Genomic DNA, 23241 nt, shown 5'->3' on the forward strand with positions numbered 1-23241 from the left:
CTCCGCTCACTGGGACGGGCTAAAGCCCGCCCCTTAACCAAACGTTAGCCATACTTTATGACAGCTCGCAGATTTTCGTTTAGCAATAAAAAACTTCGTGGCATACCACGTCGTTTACGTGCACTCGCGCGCTGGAAAAAATCGTTCTCAGGATATTTTCCAAGCCAGCTAACACCAGAGGAAAAGTACTGGAACTATAAGATCCCTGTGTATCGAAATCTTGTTGAGGGCAAGCAAACCACCAAGAGCATACAAGCATTTTGTGCACAGCAACTTATAGATGCCGCACACCATATATACAAAGCCAAACCCCAAGACGCTGAGTACTCTAGAGTCACATGCGTTATTTCATTTCCCTGCATGTTCTCAAGTGAGTTGTGCGTTTATACAAGTGAAGAATATTTTAAAGAGCACACAGTCGAACAAATTGGACGCTTCGGGAAAATTGAAAGAATCCAAGGAAAAAGTCTTGCTCAAGAATTTGGGCTAGAACTACCGGAGGATTTTAATGAGCTTGGAGTTTTGCGTATTGACAAAGATGATGATGGAAATCCATATATTTCTGAGCATTGGTATTTTGGCGAAGTCCATCAGTACGGCTAACAAGTGGTTCAAATCGTTCGCCTCGCTCACTGGGATTTTTCAAATACCATTGGGAGCGTGAGCATCCTGGTGAGCGCTGGCCGTGTGCCTGACACCTAACTAGCGGTTCAAATTGCTCGCTCCGCTCACTGGGACTGCGTTCCGCCGCCCCTTAACCAAACGTTAGAGAACATCATGTCAGTTAGTGTCTATGGTTTTATTGCAGGGATCACGACATCATCTCAAGATGCTCATAATATTGTGCAGCTTCAAGCTCTGCCAGAGACCGGCGCTTATCTAATCAAAAGACTTTTCTCCCATATTCCTCAGAGCCAACCTCACTCTTACTACGGTAGCCATATAAACTTTTCCGCAGGGTATAAAGAATTTTACTGCCTAGAAAATGATTGGCTCGAAGAGTTTGAAACACTGCTATCAAATTTATACTGGAGCGAAGCAGAGTTAATAGTTACTTGGTCGAGAGAGCGCTACACGTGGCGCTCCAACTACTCCGCTGAGGCACCAGAAAGCGGGCCAAATAAAATTACGGAACGCTCAAGGTATGGAAGCGCTTGGGAGCTAAAGCAAGTCCCATGGAACTCCTAAAATGCTCTCTAACAAGTGGTTCAAATCGTTCGCTTCGCTCTCTGGGACGGGCTAAAACCCGCCCCTTAACCAAACGTTAGGACTTCCATACTTCTGAAGTGCCAGTTGGCCCACGAACATCTGAATACGGAGCACGAATGAGCTTTGCAACATTCCTAGAGATCCAATATATCGAAAACGAGATCGACGTCGATTCGATACAAGTTGAATTGAAGAAGGTTCTTGCCGAAGACGGCATAAACTTCGATGTACTCCAAGACCTGAGGGACGCGTTCTCTGGTCAGGAAGTCATGTTCAACGTCTCAGCAAGCTATCTCTCTTACCTAGTCGAGCGTGTCGCTAGTTTTCAACCCTCCGTCTCATTTCACGCGCGCGGTCGTGGTGAAGAGTTACGTGATGTATGGGTTCGAGAATTCGAGGATGGCGAGATAACCTTTTCTCAAGGCAGCTTTCTTTAGAGCCTCCCGTGGTGCTACGCGGAGCGGCGCCGAAGCCTATCCATTCCTTCAAGCGGACCCGCCTGCGGTGGTCCGCTTAACTCAAACGTTAGAAACGGTTATTCGTTTTGGTGGTTTTATATGCACGGAAGCCTTAAATCAGTTCATCAGCCAAACCTTTGCGCAGCTACAAGCATTAGGCATCAGCGCACCAGTCAGCTGAATGTCCGCAGCGTTCTGCAGTGGCCTTACCGGCCCATCGCCGGAGCAAGCCTCGTTGACGCCTCACCTTTCTTTATCTGCCAGCGCCCGCACGTTCGTTGCCCACCCTTTCGGTTCGGCTTGAGGTACATTTGGCGTCGCCTGCACATTCAATGCTCGATTTACCACCGCGTCTAACTAGTGGTTTAAGTCGCTCGCTGGTACGGGCTAAAGCCCGCCCCTTAACCAAACGTTAGGCCTCACAATGGATCCGCGAGCCTTAGTTGTTTACTTAGAGTCACCCTACAGCGAACAACGCTGCAATCAGCCCCCTGCACACGAAATTGTTCTTGCGGGTTTACAAGCTCCATCAGAATATTGGGTTGGTCTTGATGTTAGCTGGCTAGAGCAAGGAGCGCCAGCCAACAACGAGATCACCCAGGAATTAAACTCAATTGTAGAAAACAAACATTTTTCACAGAGAGTTCGCCATCATTCATCTGCTCTTGTTAAAAAGTGGTACCAAGCTAATGGCACAGCCTAACAACTGGTTCAAACCGTTCGCTGCGCTCACTGGGACGGGCTAAAGCCCGACCCTTAACCAAAAGTTAGGTCTCACATGAAGAATCCTGAGTGGACGTCCAGAGGCAAGACAATAGCTGGCTTGATTAATGAACTACTCTCGTTTGAAGATCAAGAAATGGAGGTAAGGATATCGCTGGATGGTGGCGACACTTCACAGCCAATTTCCTTAGTGGACAAGTCCAATGGAAAATATGCCTTACTCCAGAACTGCCAAGATACTCCAACCCCGATCAGGCATCGTGATGAAAGCTAACAAGGCGCTGAAATCTCTCACTTCGTTCGCTGGGACGGTGTGCCGCCGCCTCTTAGCTTAATCGTTAGGCACCATGGAGATACATTTGCATGGACATTACGCAAAACCAATTGTTGGCTTTCGCCGTTTACGAAATCCGGCAATTGCTCGCCCATCATTTAGGTAGCGACGACACTCCTGATCCGGCGGTAAAAGCTGCAGCCCATCTGGCATATGCTCTCCATAATCAAGCTGACGCTATCCTGCAAGGACGCACATTTGATCCTCAGCAAGCAATAGAATCTCTGAATGCAGTAGATCGAATGCTGGCAACAAATTTTCAAGCTAGGTTCTTACAATCAGTTAGCCATGATGCCTAACTAGTGGTTCAAACCGTTCGCTTCGCTCACTGGGATGGCCTAAGGCCCGCCCCTTAACCAAACGTTAGCGGTAGTCCAGTATGAAATATCGAGATGGCGTAACTGTTGAGCTAGAGGACAGGGTGATTGTTTACTCTTTTGGTATACCTATGGAGGCATCCGTAGTATTCATAAGCTCACCGATGCGATCAATTAATGGCTATGAATGGTTGGCTTCTAATTTTTCCTCGGAATGCATTGCGATCCGCTGGGAAAACCAAGCTAAAGCACAGGAGCTTTATTGGCCTTCAGCGGAGATAGGTGAAATGGCCGATTTTTTGATAACAGATTCAGATGATGAAGAGGTTATTTTTGTATCGAGAGCAATAAATTAACGCGGTAAGACGGAACAGCACCTGTAGGATGGATCGGTGCGCGTAGCCTAGCGCAGCGTAATCCGTCATTTACCGCTAACTGGCTATATCCACCGCTAGACTGAGCGCCTCGCCTCGCACGGGGCGTTCTGTTATTGGAGCACGGTGATGCCACTTTCATTCGGCGGATTACGCCTTAATACGCTCTACGCCTTGGTGCGTAAGTACATTTTATCGCTGCATCAACGACGCATAGGCTTCCATCAGTAAATCCCAATCCTCGTCGGGCATGGCGCCACGGTGGCGTTGTAGCTGGCGCATGTCGTGGCGTGAGGCATCGGTTTTGCGCCAGCGGCGGCGGCTTTTTTCCAGGTCGAGTAGGGCGATCTCTGCGCTGGGTGAGTTGTCTTCAAGATCGTTGACCTTGACGAAGATGTGCTTGGCATAACAGCAACTGTGTTGCCAGCGGTTCTGGTGCAGGCGTGCCAAGGTGTTGGCCAGGGCCGTCAATATGCAGCGGGATTGCTCGGGAGCGCGTGCTTCGGCGTACCACTGATCGAGGCTGATAAAGCCCGGAAGGGCCTGGGTGATGAGCAGCGCCTGCCACTGGCCGGCTTGTTTTCTGGCCGATCCATAAACGAGTTTTGGCACATGGATGCCCAATTGCGCGAATGCCTGGTATGCCTGTAGCTCGCGCATGATGGTCGGGCGGCCCAGCGGATGGCGCAGGCTGCGATACAGATGGCCGGTCTGGCGCTTGCTGTACAGCGCCGGGTAAGACGGGTTGCGTGGTTGCAGAAATTGCACACCGCTTTCTCCCTCGCGGCGCTGGTTGAGGGGCTCCACCCAGGCGCCGCTGCATTGCCACCAGCGCTCGAAGGTCGAACTGGCCTGCACTGCCGATTGATAGCCGAGGACCGTCGCCATTACAGCACCTCACGCTTGCGCAGCACGTAGGTGCGCCACATGGCGTAACCGGGCAGGAAGTCGCGGTGGCCGAGGATCTGGAAACCGGCTTTGAGAAACTCGAATTCGATTTCGTCGCGGCGCACCACGAAGCGATTCTCGCCAACGCCGCGGCGCCGTTCCAGGCGGCGCCGACGCCAGGCCTTGTAGTTGCCGTCGACCCATAACGACACGATCACGGTATCCCGGGTGACGCGATGAAATTCGCCCAGCGCCGCCAGCCGATGTTCCGCTGACTGGAGGTGGTGCAGCAAACGAATGCAGAACACGCAGTCCACCGAGTTGTCGCCCAGGGCGATGTCGAACGCCGAGGTCTTGAAGGCTTTTACCCGGGCGACCACCTCGGCTGGTTGAGCGGCGAGGGCGGTGCTGAGCATGTCAGCGGAATTGTCGGCGGCCAGGATCACCCGGTTCGGGTGTTCGGCGAGCATCGGCCAGAAACGGCCCGCACCGCAGGGCAGGTCCAGCACCAGGTTGGGATCGCCGGCCAGGCGCAGGGCGCTACGGCCTACCTGAAGATCGCGCCAATGGGAAAGCCGACGGGCCAGCCCGTCCTGGTGTTTGTTGAGGTAACCCTGAGCATGGTTCTGGTCGTACTTGCCGGAGAATGCGAGCTCGATGGATCTGGGCTTGGACATGGCGAGGCACCTTGGTGTTAGTGCCTCGATCTTATGCAGCGGCTTCTGATGAAGCCGTTAAGCAGACGTGAAAAAAGTGTCAGGACGGCGCCTCGAACGACACCTGAAAACAGCTCCCGGTGACGGGCAGGCTGTGCACCGATATCTGCCAGCCCTGGTGCGCGCAAATCCGTTTGACCAGCGACAGGCCCAGGCCGAGGCCCTCGCCCCGGGCCTGCTCGCCGCGCACGAAGGGGTCGAAGATTTGTTCGTGCTGCTGTTCCGGAATGCCGACGCCGCTGTCCTCGACACGAAAGCCGCCGGGCTGCAGGGTCAGCTTCACGAAGCCGGTTTCGGTGTAGTGCAGGGCGTTGCGCAGCAGGTTGGCCATCACCGTACGCAGCAAGGTGGGGTTGTAGACACCATCGTCCTGTGCAGCCACCTCCATGCGGAAATCCAGACCTTTCTCGCGCATCAGCGGTGACCAGATATCGAGCTGTTCATCGGCGATCTGGCGCAGGCTGGCGCTGCCGGCGAACAGGCTTTCGTTACCCTTGACCCGGGCCAGTTGCAGAAAGGTCTGCACCAGATCCTGCATCTCGGCGCTGGCTCTTTCGATACGTTCCAGCTGCTTGCGTTGTGCTGGCTGCAGCGCGACCTGAGAGAGCAGTTCGCAGGAGCTGGCGATGACCATCAGGGGCGTGCGCAGCTCGTGGCTGACGTCGCTGGTGAACAGGCGTTCGCGCTCCAGCGACTGGCGCAGGCGACCCAGGGTGCTGTCGAATGCGGCCGCCAGCTGGCCGACTTCGTCGTCCGGGTACTCCGGGGCCAGGGCTGGCGCCAGCGGCAGCAACTGGTCACGGTGGCGTACCTGATTGGCCAGCTTGCTCACCGGGCGCATCACCCGTTCGGACATGAACCAGCCCAGCGCCAGGGCGCCGAGCACGGAAAGCAGAAAGCCGGCGAGCACCACGTTGAACAGCACCTGCTCGCGTTTTTCGAATTCGCTCTGTTCCTGCACCAGCAGGTAACGCTCGCCGCCGATGATCTGCGTGAAGATATAGAAGGCCCGCTCGCCTTCGAACTGTTCGCTGAAACCCTCCGGCAAGTCCGCATAGCGGCTGGGCACCGCGTACTGCGGGTAGTTAGAGGCATAGAAACGGGTGCGTGAGTCGAGGCGCGGCTCCTGGCCGCTCTGCAGATCCTGCTGCACTACCACGCCCAGTTCGAGGGCGAGCTCCTCGGAAACCAGGTGTTCTTCGATCAGATGAACGATGGCCACGATGCTCAGGGAGAAGATGCCGCTGACCAGAATCGTCATGGTCACGAAGGCGATGAGAATGCGCCGTCGGAACGGTTGCCTAGTTTCCATCGCGATTCGCTGCCAGGCGGTAGCCCACGCCGTGCAGGGTATGCAGCAGTGCCGTGGTGAAGGGTTTGTCGATGGCCTGGCGCAATTGATGGATATGGCTGCGCAAGCTGTCGCTGTCCGGGCAGTCGTCGCCCCACAGAGCTTCCTCCAGCGCCTCGCGGCGCACCACCGCGGGCGAGCGCTGCATCAGTACCGCCAGCAGCTTCATGCCCAGCGGGTTGAGCTTGATGAGCGTACCGGAGCGGCTCACGGTCAGCGTGTCCAGGTCGTAGGTGAGGTCGGCGACCTCCAGCAGGCGTCGCCGATTGCCCTGGGAGCGCCGCAGGATGGCTTCGATGCGGGCGACCAGCTCGGAAAGCGCGAAGGGCTTGACCAGATAATCGTCGGCGCCCGCACTCAGCCCTTGCAGGCGGTCTTCCAGGGCGTCACGGGCGGTGAGCATGAGGATCGGAATGCTGCTGCGCGCTTCTTCGCGCAAGCGGCGGCACAGCTGATAGCCGTCCAGGCCGGGCAGCATGATGTCCAGCACGATCAGGTCGTAATGCCCCTGGGTCGCCAGGTGCAGGCCGGACAGACCGTCCTGGGCACAATCGGCGGTGTAACCCTTGAGCTGCAGGTAATCCAGGATATTGGCCAGGATGTCACGGTTGTCTTCGATCACCAGAATGCGCATGCAACGTTCTCTTCACAGGGATTGACGCTTTTTTCACGAAGCGATGACGAAGCCCTCACGGGGCGATCGCAAGACTGTAGCTCGTTCATCCAGCCAGGATCATACGATGCCACAGCTTCGCTACGCTCAACTACGCTACCTGTCGATTATCCTGCTCGCCTGGATGGTCACCTTCCTGCTCACGCGCAGTGCCCTGCTGATCGGCTATTGGGGCGAGGCCGGGGCGAGCAGCGCCGAGATCCTGCGCATATACGCGGTGGGCCTGGTCTATGACACGGCCTTCCTGCTTTATGCGGCCCTGCCGCTGGCGCTCTATCTGCTGCTGTGCCCGCAGCGCCTCTGGCGGCATCGCGCTCACGCCGCGTTCCTTGACGTCCTGTTGGGTATCAGCCTGTTCGCCATGCTTTTCACGGCAACGGCGGAATGGCTGTTCTGGGACGAGTTCGGGGTGCGCTTCAACTTCATCGCAGTGGACTATCTCGTCTATTCGGAGGAGGTGATCAACAACATTCTCGAGTCCTATCCGGTATACCCGCTGATCGCCGCGTTGGCATTGATTGCCCTGATCCTGACCATCGCCTTGAGGCGGATCGTCAGCGCTGCCGTATCCGCTGTACCGATGCCCCGAAAGACCGCCTTGGGGGCCTGGGCCGTGGTGCTTGCCTGCGCGTTGCTGGGCACCCTGGCGATAAACCAGAACTTCCCCCGCGGCCTGGGTGGCAATGCCTACCAGAACGAACTGGCCAGTAACGGCCCCTTCCAGTTCTTCGCTGCCTTTCGCAACAACGAACTCGATTACCTGCAGTTCTACGCCACCTTGCCGGATCAGCGCACGGGCTCTCTGTTACGCCGGGAAGTGGTGGAGGGCAACGCTCGTTTCGTCACCAACGACCCCGAGGATATACGGCGCGTCATCGACAATCCGGGGCCTGAGCAGCGACACAATGTCGTGCTGGTCACCGTCGAGAGTCTGAGCGCCCGCTACCTGGGCAGCTTCGGCGACAGCCGTGGCCTCACGCCGAATCTCGATGCATTGCGCGATCGCAGCCTGTTCTTCGACAACCTCTATGCAACCGGCACGCGAACCGATCGCGGGCTGGAAGCGATCACGCTTTCCGTACCCCCCACGCCGGGGCGTTCGATCGTCAAACGGATCGGCCGGGAGTCGGGCTATGCCAGCCTCGGTCAGCAGTTCAGGGACAAGGGTTATGACAGCGTTTTCGTCTACGGGGGGCGTGGCTACTTCGACAACATGAACGCGTTTTTCAGCGGCAATGGCTACCGGGTCATCGATCAGAGCAGCGTGGCCGAGGCGGACATGTCGTTCCAGAATGCCTGGGGCATGAGTGACGAGGATCTCTACCAGCAGACCCTGCGTGTCGCCGACCAGGACCACGCTGCCGGCAAGCCGTTCTTCCTGCAACTGATGACCACGTCCAACCATCGCCCCTATACGTATCCGCAAGGGCGCATCGACATTCCCTCCGGCAGCGGCCGTGAGGGCGCCCTGAAATACACGGATTACGCCATTGGCCAGTTCCTGGCCGAGGCGAAGGAAAAACCCTGGTTCGCAAACACGGTATTCCTGTTCGTTGCCGACCACACGGCGGGCAGCGCGGGTAAGGAAGATCTGCCGGTCGCCAATTACCACATCCCACTGTTCATCTATGCCCCCGGTCTCATCGAGCCGGCTCGTGTGTCGCGGCTCACCAGCCAGATCGACATCGCGCCCACGCTGCTGGGGTTGCTGGGCTTCGATTACACCTCGACATTCTTCGGCCGCAACGTCTTGCGAGAGCAGGCCGGTGCCGGGCGGGCCTTGATCGGCAACTACCAGCATCTGGGCCTGTTCGATGGCCGCGACCTCGCCATTCTCAGCCCGAAGCGGGCCATGCGACGACATGACGATGCACTGGGGATCAGCCACGAAAGCCTGGCTGGCGCCGATGACGATCTCGTGGCTCGCGACATCGCCTACTACCAGGGAGCCAGCCATGCCTTCACCGAGGGCCTGTTGAGCTGGAAACCGGGGACCACGCAAACCGTTGCCACCCACCCCTGACCCCGTCGTTTCCGAGGAGCTCTCCCATGCAGGTTTCTTACGCCCAGCCGGTCGCGTCGCGTCGGTTCGATTTCAAACGGTGGCTGGGTATCCCATTGGCACTTATGGCACTGCTGTTGGTGGTCGATCCCCAGCCACTGGATTTTGCCTTGGCCGGGCTGTTCTACGATCCCGCCAGCGGGTTCATCGGCAGCAGCAGTTTCTGGCTGGAGGATGTCCTTCACGATCAGGCCAAGATACTGGTCATCGGCCTTGGCGTGATGTGCATCGCCGCGTTCTTGCTGAGTCTGCTGCCCGTGAAACTGCGCGCCTGGCGCCGGGAGCTGGGTTATCTGGTGCTCTCGCTGAGCTTGTCGACCGGCATCGTCACGCCACTGAAAACGCTCACGGCGGTGCAGTGCCCGTGGAGCCTGACCCAGTTCGGTGGCCGCGAAACCTTCAGCCCGCTGATCGGCGCCCGCCCCACGACGGACAAACCGGGCCGTTGCTGGCCGGGCGGGCATGCTTCCGCGGGTTTTTCCCTGCTCGCCCTGTTTTTCGCCCTGCGTGATCGTCGCCCACGCCTTGCTAAATGGGCACTCGCTTTTGCCCTGGCCCTGGGCACCGTGCTGTCGCTCGGGCGGATGCTGCAGGGTGCCCACTTCCTGTCTCACAACCTGTGGACACTGCTTTTCGACTGGCTGATCGCCGTGATCGGCTATCGCGCCTTGCTGTATCGGCCGATGCCGGTTCCTCGACAGACGCCAGCTCGACTGCAGGCCACACGTGAAGGAGCCCGCCCATGAGACTGCGCAGCCTTCGCGGGCTCCTGCTCGCAATGCTTGTCTGTACGCCATTCGCTTCGTCCTGGGGCGCCTTACGACCGGAAAACTCCAGCGCCACGCAGCCGCTCTGGGCGACGCCTGTGGACAAGAGCTTCAACCTCTATCGCATGCAGCCCGATCTCTATCGCAGTGCCTTGCCGAGCGCCGCGCAGCAGGGCGAGTTGCAGCAATTGAAAATCGCCACGGTGATCAACTTCTATCAGCGCAGCGATGCCGACTGGCTGAGCGATGCGAGCATTCGCCAGGTCCATCAGCCGCTGCATGCCGACCGTATCGACGACGCCGATGTGTTGCAGGCCCTGCGCAGCATTCGCCTCGCCCAGGCCCGGGGGCCGGTGCTGATTCATTGCAAGCATGGGCAGAACCGTACCGGGATGATCGCGGCCATGTACCGCATCGTCTATCAGGGCTGGAGCAGGCAGCAGGCCATCGACGAGATGCGCGAGGGAGGCTTCGGCGGCAGGGAGCGCTTCGAGGATGCCGAGGATTATTTGCAGCAGGTCGATCTGCCGCGTTTTCGCGCGGCCCTGGACAGCGGTGCCTGCAGTACCAGCCCCTGGGCCTACTGCGTGCTGAAGGAAAAAGTGCTGGATGCTTTCAACGGGTGAGGACCCTGCCATGACCATGATCGATGTGCGCCAGCTGGCCCTGGCGCTGCTGCTCGTGCCGCTGTTGAGTGCCTGCCAGAGCACCCGGGACTACATGCTTGCCCAGGGGTACTCGGTGGCCTTCGCCACCGGCTACGAGGATGGCTGCGTCAGCGGTAACAGTGCCGCCAAGGCACTCGGTGCGTTTCGCAAGAACGTGCCGGTCTATCTTCAGGATGCCCAGTACGCAACCGGCTGGGACGACGGCTTCCGCCAGTGCCAGGCCAGTGCCAACGCGGAAATCGAACGGCGCCTGCAGCCCGACAGCGACGAGGATCGCGCGTGGCGCAGGCAGGTGGATCAGGACATGGCCAGGGCACTTGGCCGCTCGCTGAAAAAGAGCTGAGCCGACCTTACAGGCTCAATCGCAAGGCGAGGGCGCACAGGGTGATCAGTAGCACTGGCAGTGTCAGCACCACGCCCACCTTGAAGTAGTAGCCCCAGGTGATGCGCACGCCCTTGCCTTGCAGGACGTGCAGCCAGAGCAGCGTGGCCAGGCTGCCGATGGGGGTGATCTTCGGGCCCAGGTCGCAGCCGATGATATTGGCGTAGATCATTGCCTCACGGATCAGCCCGCTGGCATCACTGGCGTGAATCGACAGTGCGCCGATCAGCACGCTGGGCATGTTGTTCATCACCGAGGACAGCCCGGCGGCGAGCAGCCCGGTACCCAGTGTCGCGCCCCACAGGCCGTGCCCGGCGAGGCCATCGAGCACCCGGCTGAGCAGATCGGTCAGCCCGGCGTTCTTCAGGCCATACACCACCAGGTACATGCCCAGCGAGAAGATCACCACCTGCCAGGGGGCTTCGCGCAACACGCGACGGGTGGAAATCACCTTGCCGCGCGCGGCGATGCTGGCCAGCAGTGCGGCGCACAGCGCGGCTACCGCGCTGATGGGGACGCCCAGTGGCTCGAGGGCGAACAGGCCAACCAGCAGCAGCCCCAGTACCCACCAGCCCATGGCGAAGGTGGCAGGATCACGGATGACGGTCTCCGGCGCCGGCAGTGCCTCGGGCGCGTAGCGGGCTGGAATGTCGCGGCGATAGAAGAGGTAGAGCACCAGCAGGGAGGCGGCGACGCTGGCCAGGTTCACGGGCATCATCACCGCTGCGTATTCGCTGAAGCCGAGCTTGAAGTAATCCACCGAGACGATGTTGACCAGGTTCGACACCACCAGCGGCAAGCTGGCGGTATCGGCGATGAAACCGGCTGCCATCACGAAGGCGAGGGTGGTCGCGGCGGAGAAGCCAAGCGCCACCAGCATCGACATCACGATCGGCGTCAGGATCAGGGCCGCGCCATCGTTGGCGAACAGTGCGGAAACCACTGCGCCGAGCAGCACGGTAAAGGCGAACAGGCGCGGGCCGCTGCCACCGGCCCGGCGTGCCACGTGCAGGGCGGCCCAGGCGAAGAAGCCGGCTTCGTCCAGCAGCAGGCTGATGATAATGATCGCGATGAAGGTCGCGGTGGCGTTCCAGACGATGCTCCAGACGGTGGGGATGTCCTGCAGCGACACGGCGCCCACCGCCAGCGCCAGCAGGGCGCCGAGGCAGGCGCTCCAGCCGACCCCCAGCCCCCTGGGCTGCCAGATGACCAGAAGCAGCGTGAGCAGAAAGACCCCGGAGGCGATCAGCATGGCACGCTCGCGCTGCCGAGGCAGGAGCGAAGCGGTGCACCAGCGCAGCAATCGAGAGAGTCGGTGGGGGTAATCATGATGGCTCCGTTGGCAGGCATGCCGACTATACGAGTGGATGTGAGCAAAGCAAACCAGCGGCGGAGATCGTCAGCCTTCTTTGAAACGTCATCGGCGCAGGGCACAGTGACGGCTCGAAGGGCAGGCGTGAAAAGAGCGATGCGCGATCCAGTACCTGCATTGGATACTCGTGATGCCTGTCGCTCCCAAGCCCGTACCGAGAAACCCGCATGCTCCGCACCGCAAGCGATCGCCATCCGTGGTCCATCTTTCTGATTTTCCTGCGCCTAGGGCTGACGTCGTTCGGAGGCCCGGTCGCTCATCTCGGCTACTTTCGTGAAGAGTTCGTCAGCCGCCGACGCTGGTTGAGCGAGGCCCGTTATGTGGAGCTCATCGCGCTCTGCCAGTTCCTGCCGGGCGCCGCCAGCAGTCAGGTCGGCATGGCGATCGGCTTGTCCCAGGCCGGCTACCGCGGTGCGCTGGCCGCCTGGGTAGGCTTCACCCTGCCGTCGGCCGCGCTGCTGGTGCTGTTCGCGCAGGGGCTTTGCGCTCAGGGCGAGGCCATGGCGGCCGGGGCACTGCATGGTTTGAAGATCGTCGCCGCCGCCGTGGTCGCTCAGGCGGTGTGGGGCATGATGCGCACGCTTTGTCCGGACACGCCGCGGCGGGTGCTGATGGTGATCGCCGCCTGCACGGCATTGTCGGTGCCGGGTGCATGGGGGCAGCTTGCGGTGATCCTGTTTGCCGGGCTGGCCGGCTGGCTGTTGCTCAAGCCTGCTGACCGGAGCGGCGAGGATGCGCTGGCTATCGACATCAGCCCGCGGGCTGGAGTCTTCTGGCTGGTTCTGTTCGTCGGTCTGCTGCTTGGCTTGCCTGCGCTGGTGCACCTGCTGGAGAACCAGACGCTGAGCCTGCTGGACGCCTTCTACCGAACCGGCGCACTGGTATTCGGCGGTGGGCACGTCATGCTGCCGTTGCTGCAGGCCGAGGTAGTGGCCACCGGCTGGATCGACAAGGATCTGTTCATCGCCGGTTACGGCGCTACCCAGGCCGTGCCCGGCCCTCTGTTCACCTTCGCGGCCTTTCTCGGTAGCGCCATGCAGGGTTGGAGTGGCGGCCTGCTGTGTCTGCTGGCGATCTTCGCGCCTTCGTTTCTGCTGCTGGTGGGGGTGTTGCCGTTCTGGGCTCTGCTGCGCAGCCGCCCGCGGGTGCAGGGGGCGATGCTTGGCGTCAACGCGGGAGTGGTCGGTCTGCTGCTGGCCACGCTGTACCAACCCGTCGGGATCAGCGCCATCTTCGGCTTGCTGGATCTTGCCCTGGCAGCCGTCGCACTGGCCGCCCTGACGCTCGGCAGGCTTGCGCCCTGGCTGGTGGTGCTGGCTGGCGCGCTTGTCGGCTGGCTAGTACTGTAACGGCCACTTTCCCAAAGAGATGCAGCAATGGCTTTCGACTGGCATGGCGGCACCATCACCCGCGATACGCCCATTGGCAGTGATTATCGCAGTACCCAGAACGTACGCCGTTTCATGTGTGAACAGTGCGGGGCAGGCTTTCGTTTCGACCGGCCCTTCATGGCCTGGATTCGCAGCGGAGCGCCACGCACCATGGGGGAGGTGGTCGACGAGTGGAAACGCCTCAACGGCGAGACCGGAGCGAGCGCCTAGCCGTAAGACGCTGCACAGGCTCCGCTGGCGCCTCAGGCGCCGCCGTTCTGCAAGCGCTGCACCAGCGCCGGCAATTCACTCATGCGCCCGATCAGGTGCTGCACACCCAGTTGACGCAAGGTTTCGCCGTGCTCCGGGGGGATATGGCTGGCGCCCAGAAAACCGACGACTTGCATGCCCGCCGTCAATGCGGCGGTGGCACCGGTGACGCTGTCTTCCACGACCAGGCAGTTGCGCGGATCGACGCCAGCGCGCTCTGCGGCCAACAGGTATAGATCCGGAGCGGGTTTGGGCCGTTCGACCTGATCGGCGCTGAACGCACCGCGGTTTACCCGTTCGACCAGTTCGCAGCGTTGCAGGGCGAAGGCCACAGCATCACCGTAGCTGTTGGAGGCCACGGCCAGCGGCAGGTCGATTTTCAACAGGGCCTCGCGCACGCCTTCGATCGGCTGCACTTCAGCGCGGATCAGTGCCTTGATGCGGGTGCGGTTCTCTTCGAGAAAACCGTCGGGCAGGCGTTTGCCGAAGTGCGCCTCGACCCGGGCCAGAATGTCACGGCTCTGCAGTCCGAAGGTGCCGGCCAGTACCACGTCCAGCTCATGGGCCGGATAGTGTTCGGCCAGTGCCGCGTGCAGGTGACGCTCGGCGATGATCTCGCTGTCGATCAGTACGCCGTCGCAGTCGCAGATCAGCAGTTCGATGGGCGGTTTCGGCTGCATGGCAAGCAGTCTCCTAAAAGGCGGGAGGATTGTGTAACACAGATCCCACCTCAGTTCGAACCGCTGGGCACCGTTTGCGCAGGTCTTTGCAACAGCAGCAGCGGCAATCCTGCTGCAAGCACGACCAGGCCGAGCAGTGCTCCAGCGCCCGCATACAGTGCGCTCGACACGAACAGCGCCAGGCAGCTGCCCGCGAACAACACCGGCATCAGCGGGTACAGCGGCACGCTGAATGGCCGCGTACTGTTCGGTTGCAGTCGGCGCAGACGCAGCAGCGACAGGGCGGTCAGGCACATGAACAGCCAGAACACTGGTGCGGTGTAGGCCACCATGCTTTGTACGCCGTTCTCGCTCAAGGCGCCGAACAGCAACAGCGGCAGGGTGATCAGGCATTGCACCAGCAATGCCCGCACCGGCGTTGCCGCGCGGTCGTTCCAGGCGCCGAGCATCGACAGTTGAGGCACGTCCCGCCCTAGCGCGTAATACACCCGTGAACCGGTAAGGATGGTGGCGTTCAGCGTGCTGATCGCGGTGATGCAGATCAGCACGCTGAGCAGTACACCGCCCCAGGGGCCGGCGACGATGGTCATCAGGTCAGCGCCAATGGCGGTCGACTGGCGCAGGCCCTCGAGGCCGAAGATGTTGATGAACACCAGATTGGCCAACAGGTACACGGCGGTCACCACCAGCGTGCCGAACAGCAGCACGCGGCTCATGTTGCGTGCCGGGTTGCGCAATTCGCCGGAAAGGTAGGCCGCCTCGTTCCAGCCGCCGTAGGTAAGCAGCACGAAGACCATGCCCATGCCGAGCATGCCCGCCAGGTTGCCGCTGCCTTCCGCTGCAGCCGCCGGCACGGCCGCAACCGGTTCGGCCAGCAGCAGACCGGCGAGTATCACGGTGACCAGCGCCACCAGGGTGATGCCGGTGAACAGCACCTGCAAGCGCTTGGATTCATGAGTGCCGAGGATATTCAGCGCGGTCAGTGCCAGTACCACCAGGGTGGCGTGCCAGGCGCTGCCATGGTCGCCCAGCGGTAGCAGGCGCTGGGCGTAATCGCCATAGATGAACGCCACCACGGCGATTGCGCCGGTCTGGATCACCGTGCCCCTGGCCCAGGCGAACAGCAGGCTGACCTGCCGGCCCCAGGCCAGGTTGAGGTAGTGGTATTCACCGCCGCGATCCGGATAGCTGGCGCCGAGTTCGGCATAGCACAGCGCGCCGACCAGCATCACCAGGCCGCCGGCCAGCCACAGGCCGATGTACACGAAGGCATTGTCGGCGTGCTGGGCCACCAGCGGCGGGAAGCCGAAGATGCCGACGCCGATCACCACGCCGACCAGCATGGCGACGCCGTCGATGACCGACAGGCCGGGTTGTCGTGTCGCTGTGCGTGCGTTCATGGCTTAGCTCCGTCGTGCGCTCCAGCCGGTCACCGCGCCTTCGGCGGAAATCGGTTCGATGCGATCACCCTCGACCTGGCCGACGTACAGCTTGCCGTCGACCTCGAAGCGCAGCTCGGTACCATTGAGGCGACCACGCAGGTTTTCCTGGTGCTGGGTGGTGCCGCTGATCTCCTGGAAGCGCTGCTGCAGGTCGACATGGAAGGTCTCGCCTTCGCTCTCGATCTGCCAGTTGCCAGCGATCTTGGCTGGGACCACCCACAGGTAGATGCGTGCACCTTCGACGATATCGCTGCGATCCGGCTCCCAGTCCTCCATGCTGAAGGCGTGGGAAACCACACGGGTGCCGGGCTCCAGAGTGTCGAGGATCACCGGGCGCAGGCGCATGTTGACGGAGTTCAGCAGGTACATGGTCAGCACGTCGGCATCGGCGATGTCCTTCTTGAACAGGTCGCCCTGCTCGAACACCACCTTGTCCATGACGCCGGCTTGCTGCGCGTTGGCTTCGGCCTCTTCGATGCGCTGCGGGTTCAGGTCGATACCGTAGGCAGCCTTGGCGCCCCGATCCTTCACTGCCGAGATGGCGATGCGGCCATCGCCCGAGCCGAGATCCACCACGTAGTCGTCCGGGCCGACGTTGGCCATCTCCAGCATGCGTGCCACCACCGGTTCGGGAGTGGGCACGTAGGGCACGTCGAGGGCGATCGTCTGGGCGTGGGTGGACGCGCTGTGCAGCAGGCCGAACAGGGCCAGCGCAGTGGCGCACAGGGAGAGGGGGCGGGCGGACGCGGTGTTCATCGGCGGATACTCCTCAGCGGGGTCGGTAAGGGAGGTGAACGATTTTCCGACCGAGGCCGTTGCGCCATGGTTCGACCCGTGATCCGGCCCGTGCCGGGCGATTCGCCGCAAATAGGCCCGCAGCGCAGGTGGTACGGTCGCTGCGGGGTGTGTTACCTGATGTGAAACCATTGCCTTGGCGGCGTCGAAAAGGCATGGTGGCCGGATTTTTCAGTCACTGGATCGGGCCGTTCATGCGCCTTTTGCACACTTCCGACTGGCACCTGGGCCAGCACTTCATGGGCAAGACGCGCCAGGCCGAGCATCAGGCGTTCTGTGCCTGGCTGATCGAACAGGTGCGCGAGCATGCGGTGCAGGTGGTGCTGGTGGCCGGGGACATTTTCGACACCGGCTCACCGCCCAGTTATGCCCGTGAGCAGTACAACCATTTCGTCGTCGCGCTGCGTGACACCGGGTGCCAACTGGTGGTGCTCGGCGGCAATCATGATTCGGTGGCCATGCTGGGCGAGAGCCGTACCTTGCTGGCGCAGCTTGGCACCCGGGTGATCCCCGGCGTCGGTGTCCATCTGCACGAGCAACTGTTGGTGCTCGAGGGCGCCGATGGCCAGCCCGCGGCACTGCTCTGCGCCATCCCCTTCATCCGCCCGCGTGATGTGCTGCGCAGCGAGGCGGGGCAGAGTGCAGCGGACAAGCAGTTGTCGCTGCAACAGGCCATCCATGGCCATTATCAGGCGCTCCATGAGCTGGCTCTGGCGCGGCGTGCGGAACTGGGCGCGGCCTTGCCGATCATTGCCACCGGGCACCTGACCACCGTTGGCGCCAGTGCCAGTGAATCGGTGCGGGAAATCTACGTTGGCGCGCTGGAAGCTTTCCCGACGTCTTCCTTTCCCGCCGCCGATTACATTGCGCTCGGCCATATTCATCGGCCGCAGAAAGTCGGCGGACTCGAGCACATCCGCTACAGCGGCTCGCCAATCCCCCTTAGTTTCGACGAAGCCCGCCAGCAGAAGGAAGTGCTGTTGGTGGACGTGGGCGAGGGCGGCTTGCGTGAGGTGCGCGCGCTGCCCGTGCCGCGCTTTCAGGCCCTGCAATCGATACGCGGTTCCCTGCAAACGCTACCTGCCGCGCTTGCCGAGGCTGCTATCGACGGCACGCCCGAGCACCCGGTGTGGCTGGAAGTGCAGGTCGAAGTGGACGATTACCTCGCCGACCTGCAGGTGCGCATCGCCGCGTTATGCGAAGGCTTGCCGGTGGAGGTGCTGCGCATTCGTCGCGCTCGCGGCACGGCGGTGGCCAGCCTGCAAGGTGAGCAGAGCACCCTCGATGAGCTGACGCCGGAGCAGGTGTTCGAGCAGCGTCTGCTTGGCGAGACCTTTGAGCCGGATCAGGCACAGCGGCTGCATGGCCTCTACAACCAGGTGCTGGCTGACCTGCGCGACGAGTCGGCCTGATTCAGACCTGTTTATGATCTTTTAGCCCAGGTTCGTCGATTTTGGCAGCTAGGCGGCGAGAGCAGCCGGTCGCGATCGTGTTTTAGTGGGAGGGGCTTTAGCCGCGATTGTGCCTGCCTAGGCGTAAAGAGCTCGGGGCTAAAGCCCCTCCTACGAATTCGCTCAAAGTCCGCCGTCAAATTGTAGCTGCCGCTTCATGCTCATAAAGGTCATGAACAGACTCTCAGGCCTTGAAGAAACTCACCCGCTCCATCAGGCGGCGTGCCAGAGAAGACAACTCCTGGCTGGCCGCAGACACCTGAGTGGAGCCGGCAGTGGTTTCCACCGTACTGGCGTGGATGCGACTGATGTTCTGGTTGACGTCCTCGGCCACCAGGCTTTGCTGCTGTGCGGCGCTGGCGATCTGTGCGCTCATGTCCTTGATCGCGCCGACCTCCTGGCGGATGCGCTCTAGCGCCTGCTCGGTCGCGGCGGTCTGTTCGACGGTCTTGCGCGCCATCTGACTGCTGGTCTGCATGATCTGCGCGGCGCCGCTGGCGCCGGCCTGGAGTTTTTCGATCATTGCGCTGATTTCTCGGGTCGAGGCCTGGGTTCGATTGGCCAGGGAGCGCACTTCGTCGGCCACCACGGCAAAGCCGCGGCCATGTTCGCCGGCACGCGCTGCTTCGATTGCTGCGTTCAGTGCGAGCAGGTTGGTCTGGTCGGCGATGGCGGTAATCACTGCGATGATGGTTTCGATGTTGCTGCTGTCGCGGGCGAGTTGCTCGACCCTGTCCGCGGCCGAATCGAGCACGCTGGCCAGCTCCTGAATCGCCTGGCCCCCTTGCATCACCAGGTGGCTGCCATTCTCCACTTCCGTGTCGGCGGCGCGTGTTGCCGCTGCAGCGGTGCCGGCATACCCGGCAACTTCGTTGACCGTTGCAGCCATCTGGTTGATAGCCGCTGCCATCTGTTCAGCCTCTTCGGACTGGGCCTGCAACTGCCGATTGTTGCTGGCTGAGGTGGCCCGCAACTGATCCGACGACTGATTCAACTCGTTGGCAGCGCTACGCACCTGGCTGATGGTATCGCTCAGGCGTGCGCTCATGTCCTTGACCGCGCCCATCACGCTGTTCGAGTAGCGGGTCTCGATTTTCTGGTCGAGGGCGCCGCCTGCCAGACGCTGGATGACCTGGGCCACTTCGTGGGGCTCGGCGCCGAGGGTCGAGCGCATCTGCCGGATGATCAGCATCGAAACGATCACGCTGAGCAGAATTGCCACGGTGGTCACCGCCACGATCAGCAGGGCGAAACTGCCGGCCGTTTCGCGCACGCCATCCAGGCTGGTGGTGACTTCCCGTTCCTGCAAGTCGATGAAGGTATTGATGCGCTTCAGCCATTCCAGGTAAGCGGCTGCCACCTCTCGGGATAGCAGCGTTTGCGCACCTTCGACATCACCGGTTTGGCGCAGACTGATCAGGCGCTGGGTGAGCTCGCGAGTACTGCTCTCGATGGACTTGATCTGGGTGAGCTGGCGTTGTTCTTCCGCGCTCGAGTTGCTGGCCGCAACCAGCTTGTCGAGGGGCGCGGCGGACTCCTGGTAGAAGGCATTCAGCCGCTCGATATTCCGCAATTGGCTGTCCAGCGCTGCGGAGTCGCGGGCCAGTACCAGATCGCGAATGGCAATCGCGCGGTCGTGCACACTGCCCCGGAAATTGATGGCGTAGCGTTGCTTGAGGCTGGCACCTTCGCTGACCTCGCTAAGGCTGCTGTCGATGACTTGAACACGCTGAATGCCCACCAGCGCGATGAGAATCATCAGCGAAAGCACCAGACCGAATCCCATTGCCAAGCGCTGGGCGATCGTTAACGGTTGAGACATGTGCAGCGTACCTTTAGGAGGGGTGTGGCCATCCCGTCGAGCGGAGTGAGGTGCATGCGCTGAAGGGCGGCCTGAGGACGCTGAGGCTATTGTTTCTGTACGGGAAAGCAAGCGTTTAATGATGGCTGATTGATGCTATAGCGGGCGTCTATCGTGCATGGTGCCGACGTTTGCAAACGGGGGGGCGGCATTTGCGTCGGGGAGGGGGACGAGCTTCTCAGGCGGTTTCGCTGCGTGAGGTATTCGGCCCGCTGCCGGGCCGAATACAGGCTTGATCATTCAGCTCCCATCAAACGCGGAATTGCCCCAGCAGGCGGCTGAGCTGCTCGGCCAGTTGCTTGAGATGCTGGCTGGCGGCGCTCGACTGCTCGGCCGACTCGGCGGCGCTGTGGGCCAGCCCGGCGGTGTGGGTGACGTTCTGGTTGATGTCGTCGACCACGTGCGACTGCTGCAGGGTGGCGCTGGCGATTGAGGCATTGAGCCCGGTCAGGTTGCGCAGCGACTGAGCGATCTGCGCCAGGCTTTCACCGGCCTGGCTGGCTTGGTCGACTGTCAGCTGCGAGGCCCGGCTGCTGTCGCTGATGGCTTTGACCGCGGCCTCGGAGTTGCCCTGCAGGCGCTCGATCATGCCCTGGATTTCCGCAGTGGATTTCTGCGTGCGCTGGGCCAGCAGACGAACCTCATCGGCCACCACGGCAAACCCGCGGCCCTGTTCGCCGGCGCGCGCGGCTTCGATGGCGGCGTTGAGCGCCAGCAGGTTGGTCTGTTCGGCGATCGAGCGGATGACCTCCAGTACGCCACCGATCTGCGTGCTTTCCGTGGCCAGGGACTGGATCACCGTCACGGCCTTGTCGATGGTGCCGGACAACTGGTCGATCTGTTTCAGGCTGGCGTCGATATTGCGCTGGCCCTGCTTGGCCTGCTCCTCGGCGGTATGCACTTCGCTGGAGGCGTGTTCGGCGTTCTTGGCCACGTCCTGGACGCCGTAGGTCACTTCGTTGACCGCGGTGGCGACCAGTTCCATCTGCTGGGCCTGCTGCTGGCTGTGTTGCTGGGCGGCACTGGATATATCGCCCAGCGAGCGCGCGGCCTGATCCAGAGAACCAGCGGAGTCGAGCAACTGGTGGATCACCTGGCGCATCTTGCCGGTGAAGGCGTTGAAGTGTCCGGCGAGGGCGGCCAGTTCGTCGCGGCCCTGGTCGTCGAGGGTGTGGGTCAGGTCGCCGTCACCGCTGGCGATGTTGGCCATCGCGGTCACCGCCTGCTGCAGGGGCACGGCGATGCTGCGCGAGATCATCACCACCAGGGCGATCAGCAGCAGGGTGGCGGGTACGCCGATGGCCAGGGCGCGCAAGGCCTGGGATTTGAATTCGGCCTGCACATCATCGACGTAGACGCCGGAGCCGATGATCCAGCCCCAGGGCTGGAACAGCTCGACGTAGGAAATCTTCGGCACCGGTTCGCTGCTGCCCGGTTTGGGCCACCGGTAGTTGACCGCACCTGCGCCCTGGGCTCTGGTGATGGCGACCATGTCGTTGAACAGTGCCTTGCCGTCCGGATCCTTGAGCCCGGAGAGGTTCTGCCCTTCGAGCTTGGGGTTGGTCGGGTGCATGATCATGGTCGGCGTCTGGTCGTTGATCCAGAAGTACTCCTGGCCGCCGTAGCGCAACCCGCGAATCACTTCCATCGCCTGCTTCTGCGCCTGTTCGCGGCTCAGGCTGCCGCTGGCTTCCAGCCCTTGATAGTACTTGAGCAGACCGACCGCACTCTGTACCACGTGCTGGGTCTTTTCCGACTTGCCGGCGTACAGGCCGATGCTGATCTGGTTGAGCATGTAGGCGCCGAGCAGCACCAGCATCAGGATCGGCAGCACCATGATGAGCCACAGACGACGGTTTATCGGCAAGCGACGTAAGCTGTTCATGGGCGTATTCCTGATTTGTTTTTGTTGTAAGTGACGCGTCTGCTGCGCGCCCTTTCTTTCAGCACCTGATAGCACTTCGGCAGCACGGCGTAAATCTAAATAATGGGCGGGCCGGATTTTCCCCACGAAAAATGCCCAGGCCCCATGGCAGAGGCTCTGCTGGCGACTCAGGCAAGTGCTTGATGGGGCGGAAATTGCCGGTTTTGCTGCGAAAATATCGCGGCGATCAGGCCCCGGCAGGCTGTTGTCGGAAGGGCGTTACAGGACGACGAACGGTTCACGAGGCACCTGCTCATACGCGGCGCCGCGGGTACTCAGCAGATATCGATCTGATAACGGAAGTTATCCGCCGCCGCCCGCGACAGGCGATATTCCAGCGGGCTACGGTCGTAGCCCAGGGCGGTGCGCTCGATGACCACGATGGCGTCACCCTGGCCGATGGATAACGTACGGGCGATCTCGGCGTTTGCCGAACTGACCGTGAGGGTTTCCCGAGCCGAGGCGATGCACTGGCCGCATTGCTTCTCGTAGAAGGGGTAGAGCAGGTCGCCGAAGGTGTCCGAGTCGATGTCCAGCAGCACGATGAAGCGCGAGGCGGGCAGCCAGATTTCCTCGTGAAACAGGGTGCGGTCTTCGATTACCCGCAGACGCTCCATGCGCAGCACCTGCTCACCGCTTTTCAGGGCAAGTGCCTTGGCAACCTCCTTGGAAGGCTTTTGCAGTGCTTTCGAAAGGATCTGGCTGCTGGGAATCTCCCTACCGCCGCTGGCATTCACCTGACGAAAGAAGCGCGCCAGCGACGCATCGAAATTCGGCCGGCGCACGAAGGTGCCGCGGCCCTGGCTACGCAGCAGCAGCCCTTCGCTGACCAGCGTATCCACGGCCTTGCGCACCGTGCCGATGGCCACGCCATACAGTTTGGTCAATTCCGCTTCGGTAGGAATCGGTGCGCCTGGCGACCATTCGCCGGCGGCGATCTTGGCGAGCATTTCCTCGCGCAGCCGTTGGTACAGTGGCAGGCGTTCGTCGTATCCGAGTGTCGAGGCATTCATAGCGTGTTGTTGTCCGGTTGCCACAGGCTGGCGCCACTCTACCACCGGCGGGTCGATTGACAGAATGTCCAAGTCAGATATATGGTCAACTATTCATATATATGACTGGATGTCGTTATAAGAATGGCCAGCCCCGATGCC

General features: G+C 61.2%; 23 protein-coding genes and 1 pseudogene. 12 read left to right on the forward strand and 12 right to left on the reverse strand.

Annotation, left to right across the window (positions count from 1 at the left end):
- Positions 1-57: 57 nt before the first annotated feature.
- The 5 genes from QRN22_RS03475 to QRN22_RS03495 all read left to right on the forward strand — a co-directional run bounded on the left by QRN22_RS03475 (position 58) and on the right by QRN22_RS03495 (position 3397).
- Entirely contained in the window at positions 58-603 is a 546-nt protein-coding gene (locus QRN22_RS03475) for a DUF3916 domain-containing protein (protein WP_082045908.1), read from the forward strand.
- A 174-nt stretch (positions 604-777) separates the two neighbouring features.
- Positions 778-1188 (forward strand): hypothetical protein, encoded by a 411-nt coding sequence (locus tag QRN22_RS03480; RefSeq protein ID WP_156152802.1) that lies wholly within the window; start codon positions 778-780, stop codon positions 1186-1188.
- 137 nt (positions 1189-1325) lie between these two features.
- Positions 1326-1646 carry a hypothetical protein gene (locus QRN22_RS03485; protein WP_285401351.1) on the forward strand — a complete coding sequence of 107 codons (321 nt, stop codon included), beginning with the start codon at positions 1326-1328 and terminating at the stop codon, positions 1644-1646.
- A 1107-nt stretch (positions 1647-2753) separates the two neighbouring features.
- Entirely contained in the window at positions 2754-3023 is a 270-nt protein-coding gene (locus QRN22_RS03490) for a hypothetical protein (protein ID WP_082045669.1), read from the forward strand.
- An 80-nt stretch (positions 3024-3103) separates the two neighbouring features.
- Positions 3104-3397 (forward strand): hypothetical protein, encoded by a 294-nt coding sequence (locus QRN22_RS03495; RefSeq protein ID WP_156152628.1) that lies wholly within the window; start codon positions 3104-3106, stop codon positions 3395-3397.
- 210 nt (positions 3398-3607) lie between these two features.
- Here the strand turns inward: QRN22_RS03495 and QRN22_RS03500 are convergent, their stop codons facing one another.
- From QRN22_RS03500 to QRN22_RS03515, 4 genes are all read right to left on the reverse strand, one after another.
- Positions 3608-4303, reverse strand: a complete 696-nt coding sequence (locus QRN22_RS03500; RefSeq protein ID WP_042551852.1) for a lipopolysaccharide kinase InaA family protein — start codon at positions 4301-4303, stop codon at positions 3608-3610.
- The gene (locus QRN22_RS03505) at positions 4303-4980 is read right to left on the reverse strand and encodes a class I SAM-dependent methyltransferase (protein WP_042551851.1); all 678 of its coding nucleotides are present in this window, start codon (positions 4978-4980) and stop codon (positions 4303-4305) included. Before QRN22_RS03505 ends, QRN22_RS03500 begins: the two co-directional genes overlap by 1 nt.
- 79 nt (positions 4981-5059) lie before the next feature.
- Complete coding sequence (locus QRN22_RS03510) at positions 5060-6331, reverse strand: sensor histidine kinase (protein WP_042551850.1); 1272 nt, start codon at positions 6329-6331, stop codon at positions 5060-5062.
- Entirely contained in the window at positions 6321-7004 is a 684-nt protein-coding gene (locus tag QRN22_RS03515) for a response regulator transcription factor (RefSeq protein WP_042551849.1), read from the reverse strand. The genes QRN22_RS03510 and QRN22_RS03515 overlap by 11 nt, the downstream gene beginning before the upstream one ends.
- 106 nt (positions 7005-7110) lie before the next feature.
- Between QRN22_RS03515 and QRN22_RS03520 the strand changes: the two genes are divergently transcribed.
- Genes QRN22_RS03520 through QRN22_RS03535 form a run of 4 tightly spaced genes read left to right on the forward strand, consistent with a single transcriptional unit; the run spans position 7111 to position 10883 of the window.
- Positions 7111-9066: an LTA synthase family protein gene (locus tag QRN22_RS03520; RefSeq protein ID WP_042551848.1), complete on the forward strand. Its 1956-nt coding sequence runs from the start codon at positions 7111-7113 to the stop codon at positions 9064-9066.
- A 26-nt stretch (positions 9067-9092) separates the two neighbouring features.
- Positions 9093-9851: a phosphatase PAP2 family protein gene (locus QRN22_RS03525; protein ID WP_042551847.1), complete on the forward strand. Its 759-nt coding sequence runs from the start codon at positions 9093-9095 to the stop codon at positions 9849-9851.
- Positions 9848-10498, forward strand: coding sequence for a dual specificity protein phosphatase family protein (locus QRN22_RS03530; protein WP_042551846.1), 651 nt, complete (start codon positions 9848-9850; stop codon positions 10496-10498). Before QRN22_RS03525 ends, QRN22_RS03530 begins: the two co-directional genes overlap by 4 nt.
- Positions 10499-10523: 25 nt before the next feature.
- On the forward strand, positions 10524-10883 hold the full coding sequence (locus QRN22_RS03535; protein ID WP_419761269.1) for a hypothetical protein: 360 nt from the start codon (positions 10524-10526) through the stop codon (positions 10881-10883).
- Positions 10884-10890: 7 nt separating this feature from the next.
- Here the strand turns inward: QRN22_RS03535 and QRN22_RS03540 are convergent, their stop codons facing one another.
- On the reverse strand, positions 10891-12174 hold the full coding sequence (locus QRN22_RS03540) for an arsenic transporter (RefSeq protein ID WP_042551869.1): 1284 nt from the start codon (positions 12172-12174) through the stop codon (positions 10891-10893).
- 287 nt (positions 12175-12461) lie between these two features.
- On the opposite strand from QRN22_RS03540, the gene chrA reads away from it, so the two are divergent.
- Both chrA and QRN22_RS03550 read left to right on the forward strand, forming a co-directional pair.
- Positions 12462-13643: a chromate efflux transporter gene (gene chrA / locus QRN22_RS03545; RefSeq protein ID WP_042551845.1), complete on the forward strand. Its 1182-nt coding sequence runs from the start codon at positions 12462-12464 to the stop codon at positions 13641-13643.
- Positions 13644-13670: 27 nt separating this feature from the next.
- Positions 13671-13895 carry a DUF6434 domain-containing protein gene (locus QRN22_RS03550; protein WP_042551844.1) on the forward strand — a complete coding sequence of 75 codons (225 nt, stop codon included), beginning with the start codon at positions 13671-13673 and terminating at the stop codon, positions 13893-13895.
- 32 nt (positions 13896-13927) lie between these two features.
- Here QRN22_RS03550 and QRN22_RS03555 read toward each other — a convergent pair whose 3' ends face one another.
- The 3 genes from QRN22_RS03555 to QRN22_RS03565 are packed head-to-tail and all read right to left on the reverse strand — an operon-like array spanning position 13928 to position 16812.
- On the reverse strand, positions 13928-14614 hold the full coding sequence (locus QRN22_RS03555; protein ID WP_042551843.1) for an HAD family hydrolase: 687 nt from the start codon (positions 14612-14614) through the stop codon (positions 13928-13930).
- Between the two features lie 50 nt (positions 14615-14664).
- A complete protein-coding gene (locus QRN22_RS03560; RefSeq protein ID WP_042551842.1) occupies positions 14665-16014 on the reverse strand; it encodes an APC family permease in 1350 nt (449 codons plus the stop codon).
- Positions 16015-16017: 3 nt separating this feature from the next.
- A complete protein-coding gene (locus QRN22_RS03565; protein ID WP_042551841.1) occupies positions 16018-16812 on the reverse strand; it encodes a methyltransferase domain-containing protein in 795 nt (264 codons plus the stop codon).
- Between the two features lie 233 nt (positions 16813-17045).
- Between QRN22_RS03565 and sbcD the strand changes: the two genes are divergently transcribed.
- Positions 17046-18263 (forward strand): exonuclease subunit SbcD, encoded by a 1218-nt coding sequence (sbcD, locus tag QRN22_RS03570; RefSeq protein ID WP_042551868.1) that lies wholly within the window; start codon positions 17046-17048, stop codon positions 18261-18263.
- A gap of 223 nt (positions 18264-18486) precedes the next feature.
- Here the strand turns inward: sbcD and QRN22_RS03575 are convergent, their stop codons facing one another.
- The 4 genes and pseudogenes from QRN22_RS03575 to QRN22_RS03585 all read right to left on the reverse strand — a co-directional run bounded on the left by QRN22_RS03575 (position 18487) and on the right by QRN22_RS03585 (position 23100).
- Positions 18487-20124, reverse strand: a complete 1638-nt coding sequence (locus QRN22_RS03575; RefSeq protein WP_042551840.1) for a methyl-accepting chemotaxis protein — start codon at positions 20122-20124, stop codon at positions 18487-18489.
- 289 nt (positions 20125-20413) lie between these two features.
- The gene (locus QRN22_RS26540; RefSeq protein WP_502945146.1) at positions 20414-21265 is read right to left on the reverse strand and encodes a methyl-accepting chemotaxis protein; all 852 of its coding nucleotides are present in this window, start codon (positions 21263-21265) and stop codon (positions 20414-20416) included.
- Positions 21266-21271: 6 nt separating this feature from the next.
- Positions 21272-22048 (reverse strand): annotated as a pseudogene (locus tag QRN22_RS26545) (cache domain-containing protein); the annotation flags it as partial.
- A gap of 314 nt (positions 22049-22362) precedes the next feature.
- Positions 22363-23100 carry a GntR family transcriptional regulator gene (locus QRN22_RS03585; protein ID WP_042551838.1) on the reverse strand — a complete coding sequence of 246 codons (738 nt, stop codon included), beginning with the start codon at positions 23098-23100 and terminating at the stop codon, positions 22363-22365.
- Positions 23101-23241 lie beyond the last annotated feature (141 nt).

The organism is Pseudomonas sp. MEJ086 (assembly GCF_030209025.1).
GTDB classification, from domain to species: domain Bacteria; phylum Pseudomonadota; class Gammaproteobacteria; order Pseudomonadales; family Pseudomonadaceae; genus Aquipseudomonas; species Aquipseudomonas fulva_A.